The sequence below is a fragment of the Geobacillus zalihae NBRC 101842 genome (assembly GCF_001544135.1).
GTDB classification, from domain to species: Bacteria; Bacillota; Bacilli; order Bacillales; family Anoxybacillaceae; genus Geobacillus; species Geobacillus zalihae.
Genome location: NZ_BCPV01000089.1, coordinates 1 through 10,044 on the forward strand (window position 1 = coordinate 1; position 10,044 = coordinate 10,044).

Consider the following 10,044-nt stretch of genomic DNA (forward strand, 5'->3'; position numbering starts at 1 on the left):
CCTGCAATATTCTCAAATCTCTTTAATAAAAACTTTCATCAATCGAAACCAATGGGATGACGTATTATTCCCTAAGTATAGGTGACGTTTATTCTAAGTGCAATAGGGGAGGTGGAAACGCTCCTTATTCATGTGTCATGTCTCAGCCCGAGTTCGACAGTTTGAGGCCCATTTTAGGCAAATGAAAATGCCAGAAATGCCGTTATATCAAGGGTTTAGCGGTGGTTAACCTAGGAAAAAACGCCGAATTTCATAGGCACACGCTTTATAATTTAATCCTTTTAATATAAAGTTTTTTTGTTTATAATATAGACATGTACATTCGATGGGTAACCGTGGTTACTGTCAATGTACCATCAATTGGAGGATTGCATCTATGCTCACGTGCTTCTCCACGGTCTAATCCTCCTCTTGATCCGAATCGAGAGTAAAATCGTGGCCGAAAGTAAGAGACAAATGTCAGCGCTCCACGTTAGGACATTTTTCTTCAAAATATCGTGACCTCTATCAGTGTACAAAGATCACGACCAAACAAAGGAAAACCTCTGTGGCTCTAGGGCTGGAGCCTCCTCTGAAGATCCTAGACATTCATCCTCGCTCCTAGATACACGCTAGAAGTATGCCCAATTGCCTCTCAGCCCTTCTGTATCAAGGGCTGGGAGGCGATTTGTTTGCCTAGTCACTGTCGAACTCGGGTCTCAGCATCAAAATCCAAAACAAAAGGGGTGTCTCAAAAGCAGCGAGACACCCCTTTGTCACTACTATAAATATACAATATACGTATCAACAGATTCATAATTCTATATCTCTTGTTTCTCTGAGAAGGAGCAAACACCCTTTGTCGTGACTCCCTCTACTATCTTGTTATGCTTCAGGAATCCAGACAATCATTTGACCCGGCTGCCGGTTATCCCATACGTAATAAGGGATAGCTGTAAACTCGAACGGTTTGGCAGTAGGTGGAGTATTTCGATATAATCCTCCGTCCCAATCAGAATCATCGCACCTCAGCACTTGACCTGCTCTTTTTACCATTCCTCCGAGCAAACGCTCATCAAATTGTGCTTGTAGTATTGAAGTTCTCGGAAGGGAAATCGCATATAACGGTTCTGGGTTATCCGCCCCTTCTAGACATTGAACGTTCGCCCGCCTACGCTAACACTTAGAGGTGAGAGATTCTTGGGAACTTCCACTCTACGGGAGGCGGTTCACCAAGCCATCCCTGTGCGTCCCGCAGTTCAATAACTGCAAACGAAGCCCTTCCTGCAAAATATTTCGAGCAGCGTTGTGATCCCGGTCGCGTTCGACTCCGCAGTTTCGGCACGCCCTCGAACGGATGTTGAACGATTTCACCTCCACCTGCCAATGCCCGCAGCCACGAGCACCATTAACTCGATGAAAACGTGTAGCCGACACGGATCACCGTCCACCCCTACCATTTCGCTATATATTCCACTCCCCTGAGCGATCGTCCCCCATGCGGAATCGGAAATGCGTTTGGCCAGTTTGCGATTCTTCTGCATGTTCGGCACGCACAAGTCCTCCATGCACACTACTTGATTTTCGCCGATCAAGCGGGTGGACAGTTTGTTCGGGAAATCGTTCCGGCAGTTGGTGATTTTCTCATGAAGCTTGGCCCCTTTTCAGCGGGCTTTGCGCCTGTTCGAACCGCTTGGCTTCCGGCGCGACAGCTTGTGCATCATTCTCGTTACAATGAAGACAACACCCCTTCTTTCGCTTTCCCTACCGAACCGAATTCGCGAATTTTTTGTCTTACGGTCTGTTTTACTTCTTCTCTTCCTGCCCCAAGGTATTTTCTCGGATCATACAGGCCGTTATTCTCATTGAGTAAAGAACGAACTCCCCTAGTAAACGCCAATTGATTTTCCGTGTTGACGTTAATTTTAGCTGTTCCTAACGAAATGGCTCTGCGAATATCCTCCAAGGGGATTCCTGTTCCTCCATGCAGCACAAGCGGCACGCCAGTTAAGCGCTGGATTTGTTCCATTTGCGCAAATCCTAATTTCGGTTTCCCTTTATACGGACCGTGAACCGAACCTAATGCCGGTGCTAGGCAGTCAACTCCGGTTTCTTTGACTAACCGCTCACATTCTTCCGGAATGGCGTACATCGCTTCCGCTTCATCGACCACTACGTCATCCTCTTGCCCTCCGATTCTTCCGACCTCTGCTTCAACGGAGACACCAAAAAACCGAGCCGCCTCAACAACTTTTTTTGTCATCGAAATATTTTCTTCCAAAGGGAAATGGGAAGCATCAATCATCACGGATGTAAACCCAGCTTCCATCGCTTCGAGGCATTGCTCATAGGAGGAGCCGTGGTCTAAATGGAGAGCGACAGGTACAGTAATGCGGTATTCTTTCACGAGTTCTTTAACCATGGCCGCTGCCGTCCGGAGTCCACCAAGATGCCCGATATATCCCGGACTCACAGCCAAAATGACGGGTGCTTCCTCTTCTTCGGCCCCTAGGAGAATGGCTTGGGCGAATTCTAAGTTGTTCACGTTAAAATGGCCGACAGCATAGTTTCCCTGTAAAGCACATTGTAACATTTCCTTCATTGAGACAAGCGGCATTTCGATTCCCCTTTCTGTTTACACATTCGTGAAAAAGCATCAAGCGCCCTAAGGCGCCTGATCGTTTTTCCATCGCTCTTACCAGCGAGCAGTGAGCATTTTCTTACGTGTATAAAACTCCACACCGTCCATGCCGTTAGCGTGAAGATCGCCGTAGAACGAATTCTTCCACCCAGAGAACGGGAAGAAGGCCATCGGTGCTGGGACCCCTAAGTTGACCCCTAACATCCCGGCATCGATTTCATCACGGAACTTACGGACATTTCCGCCATCTCTTGTGTAAATGCATGCCCCGTTGGCAAATGGAGACTTGTTGGCCACTTCAATGGCTTCATCCAACGTGCTAACCCGCACAATCGAAAGAACAGGAGCAAAAATTTCATCTTTCCAAATCGTCATGTCGGTGGTGACTCGGTCAAAGATGGTCGGTCCGATAAAGTATCCCTCGCCTTGGACAGCAGCATCTTTTCGCCCGTCGCGCACTAAAATAGCTCCTTCTTTTTCTCCCAGTTCAATATAGTTGACCGTCCGTTGTTTATGAGCTTCGCGAATGACCGGGCCTAAAAAGACGCTCTCCTCCAATCCGTTGCCTATCTTAATTTCATTTGCGGCCGCTACTAATCTCTCAACTAATTCATCAGCAATGTCCCCAACCGCGACAACGACCGACGCCGCCATGCACCGCTCTCCAGCCGAGCCGAACGCCGCATTAATAATTTCACGGACAGCCACTTTCAAGTCTGCATCCGGCATGACAATCGAATGGTTTTTCGCTCCTGTCAACGCCTGAACGCGTTTGCCATGAGCCGCTGCTGTTTTGTACACATACTCGCCGACTGGTTGGGAACCGACGAACGAGATCGCCTTCACATCTGGATGCTCCAAAAGTCCGTTCACGACATCATGCGCCCCGTGAACGATGTTGAGTACTCCATCTGGAAGCCCGGCTTCTTTAAAAAGTTCAGCTAGGCGATTGGCCAACATCGGTGTGCGTTCGGACGGTTTTAGGACGAACGTGTTTCCGCACGCAATCGCTAGCGGGAACATCCAGCAAGGCACCATCATTGGGAAGTTAAACGGCGTGATGCCCCCAACGACACCAATTGGATAACGGTACATTCCTGATTCAATGCCGGTCGCAATGCTAGGAAGTTGTCTTCCCATCATGAGCGTCGGCGCACCTGCCGCAAATTCTACGCATTCAATTCCGCGCTGAATTTCCCCATAGGCTTCGTTGTAGCTTTTGCCGTTTTCTAACGTCACCAACCGGGCCAGCTCTTCCCAATGTTCAACAAGCAATTGCTGGTATTTGAATAAGATTCGCGCCCGGCGCGGCACTGGCGTTTTGCTCCATGTCTTGAACGCTTCTTTTGCTGCCGCAACCGCACGATCCAAATCCTCGCGGGTCGAAATCGGAACGTAAGCGAGCACTTCGCCTGTCGCAGGGTTTGGAACCGCTTCTGTCTTCGCAGAACGAGATTCCACCCATTGCCCACCAATATAGTTTTTTAAAGTTTGTACTCCCGTTGTCATTGTCATGTTCGTCGATCCCCTTTCATTTATGATTTTGCAGCGGTCGAGCTGCTTTTATGTTGTTGAATGAACTGTTCAATTTGATCTAACGTCGGCATTGCATCGGAACAACTATGGCTCGAGATGACAATCGAAGCAGCAGCTGCACCATATTCCATCGCCTTTGGAATCGGCCATCCATTCATTAATCCGTAGATAAACCCAGCAGCGTAAGAATCGCCTGCTCCAAACGTTTTGACAATATTCGCCGGAAAAATCGTACCGACAAACGTTTCCCCTGTTTTCGTATAGGCGATCGATCCATCTTTGCCATGTTTAATGACGACGATTTTCGCGTGATAATCAAACCATTTTTGCGCCGTTTTCTCGTCATCATGCTGATGAACAGCAAACTGCTCCATCATGTCAAATTCTTCTCTCGTGCCGATGATCACGTCGCATTTTTCGGCGGCCAAGTTGTAATAAATCGCCGTTTCCTCTTTGGATTGCCACGTATAAGGGCGATAATCCAAATCGAAAAAGACAACGACTCCATGGCGTCTTGCATATTCCAACGCTAAAAACACCGCTTCTCTTGACGGGCTTTTCGCCAAAGCCGTCCCGGAAATCAATAAGCATTTTGCCTGCCGAATATAGTCTTCATGAATGTCGTTCGGTTCCAGTTTCAAATCAGCGACATTATCGCGATACATGAGGATGCTGCAGTCGGTCGGACTCTTAATCTCGGTGAACGCCAAGCCTGTTACACTGCCGGACTTGTCGGTAATGACATGGGATGTATCAATGCCATTGTTTTTTAAGTATTGAACGATAAATCGGCCCATTTGGTCGTCGGCCACTCGGCCGATAAACCCTGTTTTCATGCCAAGCCGGGCCATGCCGATGGCAATATTCGCCGGAGATCCGCCGACATATTTCGTAAACGTCACCGTTTCTTCCATCGGCCGGTGAATCTCATTGGCATTTAAATCGATGCATAGTCGGCCGACAGCGATAAAATCCAACGGTTTTTGCTCGTCAAATGGGAGTAAACTCATCGAACCGCCTCTTTCCTGTCATCTTTTTGGATCGTTTCTACTTCTGTTTGGCTGCGAGCTTGCTTTCCATCACCCACTCATGATCCGGGTCATTATGGAACTTCCACGTCCGTACGGGCCCGGCCATGACGTTTAAGTAATACCCCTCATAACCCGGGGGAGCCGAAACCGGGTGATAGCCTTTCGGCACCAAAACAACATCTCCGTTTTTCACGACCATCGTTTCATCAATGGAACGATCATCAGTATAGACCCGTTGCACCATAAAACCATGGTCCGGATTGATTTGATGATAATACGTTTCCTCTAAATAAGATTCATGCGGCAAATTGTGTTGGTCATGTTTATGCGGTGGGTAACTCGACCAGTTTCCTTCCGGCGTAAATACCTCAACGACAAGCAAGCTGTCAGCCGGTTTAGACTCCGGAAGAATATTATGTATCCGCCGTTCAATGTTTCCCGCCCCGCGCATTTCCACTCCTACTTCGCTTGGCGGAATCAAACGGGCTGGATACGTTCCTTTCCCTGGCGCTAAACAAACGGCCAATTCCAAATCAGTCAATGCTTGCACTTCATAAACATCATTGGACGGGACATAGACGGAGTATGGCGGAATTTTCTCAAAAACATCCATTCTCAATCCAATATTTTCCCACCGTTCATGTCTTGTGTGTATGTTGGCTTTTCCTTTGAGAAGAACAAGGCAGGCTTCCTGATCGATCGTCTCTTTTCGCAATGTTTGTCCTTTTGTTAACGCATACACTTCAAATCCAACATACTCCCATCCCGCCGATTCCGGCGTTACGCGGACGACGTTCCCCTCTTCATTCGGCGAATGGCTAGAAATAATGAATCGGCTCATCATTTCATCTCCTTTATAAACCGCATGTTTCACGAATGTATTGGCGTGCCTTTAACGCATATTCAAACGGATTCGCTATGGCTGGATCCTGTTCTGCCTCTACAACAAACCATCCTTCATAGCCGGCATCATCCAATGCTTCGAATACTGGTTTAAAATCAATCACACCATCGCCAGGCACAGTAAATACTCCTGCTTTCACCGCCTGCAAGAAGCTCATTTTTTCCTCGCGAACCTTATTCGCGACCTCGATTCGTACATCCTTGAGATGAACATGACGAATGCGATTTATATGCTTATTTAGGACATGTAAATGATCCTCCCCTGAGAAGACAAGGTGGCCTGTATCATAAAGAAGTGACACCTTTTTTGGGTCTGTTTCCTCCATTAAGCGGTCAATCTCCTCTGTGGTCTGAATACCCGTCCCCATATGATGGTGATAGACAATGTTCATTCCCTTTTCTGCAGCCAGATCACCGAGGCGATTTAACCCATCGATCAGTAGATCCCATTCCTCTTCCGTAAAAACTGGCTTTTTATCAAACAATGGTGTTTCCATTTGTCCTTGGATGCTGTTACCTTGTTCAGAAACAACAATGACTTTTGCGCCCATTTCATATAAAAAATCTCGGTGTGCTTTAAATGCTTCCACTGTTTCCTCAAATGGTTTTGAGGTCAAAAAAGCGCTAAACCAAGCACTGGCGATACTTAAGCCCCTTAAGGATAAGGCCTTTTTCAAAACCTTTGTATCACGGGGATATTTATTGCCGACTTCACAACCAACAAAACCGGCGAGCGCCATTTCACTAATACACTGCTCAAATGTAATCTCCCCCCCCAGCTCAGGCATATCATCATTCGTCCACCCAATTGGAGCAATACCAAGCTTCACTTTGTTTTCTTTGAACATATTCCCCTTCCCTCCGTTTTCTTCTAAGCTGCGGACAGAACTCTAACCCCCCCCTTTAATCCCTATTTGCAGCGCATGCTATATCAGTATTTGCGTGCTAGTTTAAGATTTTCTTGTTTATTTCGATAGGCTGCTTGAACACTTTCTTTTGTCGACACTTCTGCAACGCCAACGTGCCACCAAGATTCATAGCCATGTGTCATTGTTTTAGGCAGCACTTTAATATCGATGAGTGTGCTGATGGATTGCTTTTTGGAGTCGATAAGAGCCGTCTCAAGTTCCTCCATTGTACGGACAGAATATGTTTTTAGACCATAGCCCTCTGCCACTTTTGCATAATCAATCGTCATAATAGGCCCATCGAGTTGCCCGGTCTCCAGGTTCCGTTTACGGAATTCGGTAACAAAGCTGCCCATGCCATTTTCCATTTGCAAGTTGTTGATACATCCAAACCCAGAGTTATCAAACAAGATAATATTAATTTTCTGCCCTTCCTGTAGGCTTGTTACCAGTTCAGAGTGGAGCATTAAAAAGCTCCCATCTCCAACCATTGCATACACTTCTTTATCCGGTTCAGCAAGCTTGACACCAAACGCCCCAGCGATTTCGTAGCCCATGCAAGAATAACCATATTCCATATGATAGGTGTTGCGGTCTTTGCACACCCACATTCGCTGCAGGTCACCAGGAAGGCTGCCCGAAGCCCCTACAATCACAGCGTCATCATCAATCAATTCATTGACTTTGCCAATTACGCCGGTTTGTGTCAATTCCGAACCAAACGCTTCTCTATATTCAGGCAGTTTTTCATCTAAGTGGCCAGCAATTTCCGGTGTAAAGTTTTCTCCATAGGCAACAGAGCAAAGACGTTCTAATTCTCTGTTCCATGCTTGCTTCGCTTCGGAAATCTCATTTCCATAAGCAGAAACATAATCCCCCAACGCTTCAGCTATGGCCTCAAGTCCAGCCTTTGCATCAGCAACTACCTTCACCGCGTCTAATTTCGACGCATGGAATTCTGAAACATTGATCGTTAAAATTTCCGCACTGCTGAACAACTGTTTAGAAGCAGTCGTAAAATCCGTGAAACGAGTACCGACTCCAATAATTAAATCCGCCTGTTTGGCAATGGTGTTAGCCGCTAAGTTCCCCGTCACCCCTATCCCTCCTAGATTAAGAGGGTGAGAGCTTTCAATCGTACCTTTTCCAGCTTGAGTTTCAGCAAATGGAATGTTGAACTTTTCTGCAAATTTCACGAAAGCGTCAGCTGCCTCTGAATAACGAACGCCACCACCTAAAACGAGCAACGGCTTTTTCTTGGAACGAATGAGTTTCACTGCATCTCGAACACTTTCGAGAGACGGTTGTCGACGTTCAATCCGATGGACACGCTTGGCAAAAAAGCTTTCAGGAAAATCCCACGCTTCTCCCTGAACATCTTGAGGAAGAGCGATGGTTACAGCACCTGTATCAGCAGGATTTGTCAAAACACGCATGGCATTCAACATGGCAGACATGAGTTGCTCCGGACGGCAAACACGATCCCAATACTTGCTAACTGCACGGAAAGCATCATTGGTAGATATAGACAAATCATGCGTGTGTTCAATTTGTTGTAAAACGGGATCAGGCTGACGAGTTGCAAATACATCACCAGGAAGCAAAAGTACTGGGATATTATTTGCCGTTGCTGTTGCGGCGGATGTGACCATATTCGCTGCACCAGGACCGACAGATGAAGTAGCGGCCATAATTTGCTTACGGTTTTTTTGTTTTGCAAATGCAATCGCCGCGTTAGCCATTCCCTGTTCATTTCGTCCTTGATATACTTCTAATTCCCCCGGATCTTCTTCAAGTGCTTGACCGAGACCAAGCACATTGCCATGACCAAAAATAGTAAAGATTCCTTTTACAAATCTTTGTTGTTTCCCATCAAACTCTACATATTGATTATTCAAAAATTTAACAAGAGCTTGTGCAGTGGTTAACCGAATGGTACTCACTATTTTCTAACCTCCTCTTCCATTGTCCGGAATATAGGTTCTCTACGAATCCGCTTTCATCAACAACGATTAGATAGCAGCTGCTGAATTAACTTCTTCTAGCTTCACCGGTACACCGGTTTCTAGCGATTTTTTCGCCGCTTCGGCAATCCGTTGTGCCTGCAACCCATCAAAACCACTGCAGATCACAGGTTCATTATGAAGGATAGCCTTTACAAACTCCGCTACCTCATGGATATAAGCCTGTGTATAACGTTCTAAGAAAAAGTACAACGGTTTATCTTTTAAAACATGTTCAGCAGTAGAAACCTCGACATTTGTAGGACGGTTATTGTCCGCTCGTGCAGCTCCTTTGTTTCCGAAAACCTCTAAGCGTTGATCGTATCCGTAAACAGCTTGGCGGCTATTGTCAATGACCCCAAGTGCTCCGTTGGCAAATTTCAACGTCACCACTGCTGTATCGATATCTCCCGCTTCCCCTATCGCTGGATCTACTAACACCGCTCCGTAAGCGGACACTTCTACGACTTCACTTCCCATAATGTAACGGGCCATATCAAAGTCGTGAATCATCATATCCATAAACAGTCCACCTGACGACTTTATGTAGTCAATACTTGGCGGCTCGGGATCTCTCGAGGTAATACGTAAAATATGAGGCTCGCCGATTGTTCCATTTTGGACAAGTTCCCGAATTTTACGGAAATTCGGGTCAAATCGACGATTAAATCCGACTTGAAGCTTTACTTGAGTTTTTTCAACTACCTCAAGCGCTTCTTTCGTTTCCTCCACCGTAAAGCTAACGGGTTTTTCACAAAAAATATGTTTTCCCGCTACAGCAGCCTCCTTAATAATGGTTGCATGCGTATTTGTTGGGGAGCAAATAAACACAGCATCAATTTCCGGGTCATTTAATATATCGCGGTAATCACTTGTTAATACTTCAACTTGCTTTTCCTTTGCCCATGAATCAAGGTGGTTAATCACAACGTCTGAAACACTCTTTACACGAACTTGCGGGATTAATCGCAAATTGTCTACATGCAATTTCCCGATTCTCCCCGCACCGATTACCCCTACAGTCAATGTCATAGACTGATCCT

The 10,044-nt window shown here is 46.4% G+C and carries 7 protein-coding genes and 3 pseudogenes; 1 reads left to right on the forward strand and 9 read right to left on the reverse strand.

The genetic code is table 11. The features are described from left to right. Positions 1 to 339: 339 nt before the first annotated feature. A pseudogene (locus GZ1_RS19935) lies at positions 340 to 604 on the forward strand (IS1634 family transposase); the annotation flags it as partial. A 260-nt stretch (positions 605 to 864) separates the two neighbouring features. Here the strand turns inward: GZ1_RS19935 and GZ1_RS19905 are convergent. The 9 genes and pseudogenes from GZ1_RS19905 to iolG form a co-directional block, all read right to left on the reverse strand. Then, positions 865 to 1,128 (reverse strand): annotated as a pseudogene (locus GZ1_RS19905) (glycoside hydrolase family 127 protein); the annotation flags it as partial. Between the two features lie 66 nt (positions 1,129 to 1,194). After that, positions 1,195 to 1,691: pseudogene (locus GZ1_RS19910) on the reverse strand (RNA-guided endonuclease TnpB family protein); the annotation flags it as partial. A gap of 17 nt (positions 1,692 to 1,708) precedes the next feature. After that, the gene (gene fba / locus GZ1_RS16610) at positions 1,709 to 2,596 is read right to left on the reverse strand and encodes a class II fructose-1,6-bisphosphate aldolase (RefSeq protein ID WP_008880032.1); all 888 of its coding nucleotides are present in this window, start codon (positions 2,594 to 2,596) and stop codon (positions 1,709 to 1,711) included. A gap of 78 nt (positions 2,597 to 2,674) precedes the next feature. Beyond that, positions 2,675 to 4,135 carry a CoA-acylating methylmalonate-semialdehyde dehydrogenase gene (locus GZ1_RS16615; RefSeq protein ID WP_008880031.1) on the reverse strand — a complete coding sequence of 487 codons (1,461 nt, stop codon included), beginning with the start codon at positions 4,133 to 4,135 and terminating at the stop codon, positions 2,675 to 2,677. Between the two features lie 20 nt (positions 4,136 to 4,155). Continuing rightward, entirely contained in the window at positions 4,156 to 5,166 is a 1,011-nt protein-coding gene (iolC, locus tag GZ1_RS16620; protein ID WP_060788915.1) for a 5-dehydro-2-deoxygluconokinase, read from the reverse strand. Positions 5,167 to 5,203: 37 nt separating this feature from the next. Then, on the reverse strand, positions 5,204 to 6,028 hold the full coding sequence (gene iolB / locus GZ1_RS16625; RefSeq protein ID WP_060788916.1) for a 5-deoxy-glucuronate isomerase: 825 nt from the start codon (positions 6,026 to 6,028) through the stop codon (positions 5,204 to 5,206). A 13-nt stretch (positions 6,029 to 6,041) separates the two neighbouring features. Continuing rightward, the gene (gene iolE / locus GZ1_RS16630) at positions 6,042 to 6,938 is read right to left on the reverse strand and encodes a myo-inosose-2 dehydratase (protein WP_060788917.1); all 897 of its coding nucleotides are present in this window, start codon (positions 6,936 to 6,938) and stop codon (positions 6,042 to 6,044) included. 83 nt (positions 6,939 to 7,021) lie between these two features. Continuing rightward, the gene (gene iolD / locus GZ1_RS16635; protein ID WP_060788918.1) at positions 7,022 to 8,941 is read right to left on the reverse strand and encodes a 3D-(3,5/4)-trihydroxycyclohexane-1,2-dione acylhydrolase (decyclizing); all 1,920 of its coding nucleotides are present in this window, start codon (positions 8,939 to 8,941) and stop codon (positions 7,022 to 7,024) included. A gap of 69 nt (positions 8,942 to 9,010) precedes the next feature. Beyond that, positions 9,011 to 10,033 carry an inositol 2-dehydrogenase gene (gene iolG, locus GZ1_RS16640; protein ID WP_060788919.1) on the reverse strand — a complete coding sequence of 341 codons (1,023 nt, stop codon included), beginning with the start codon at positions 10,031 to 10,033 and terminating at the stop codon, positions 9,011 to 9,013. Positions 10,034 to 10,044 lie beyond the last annotated feature (11 nt).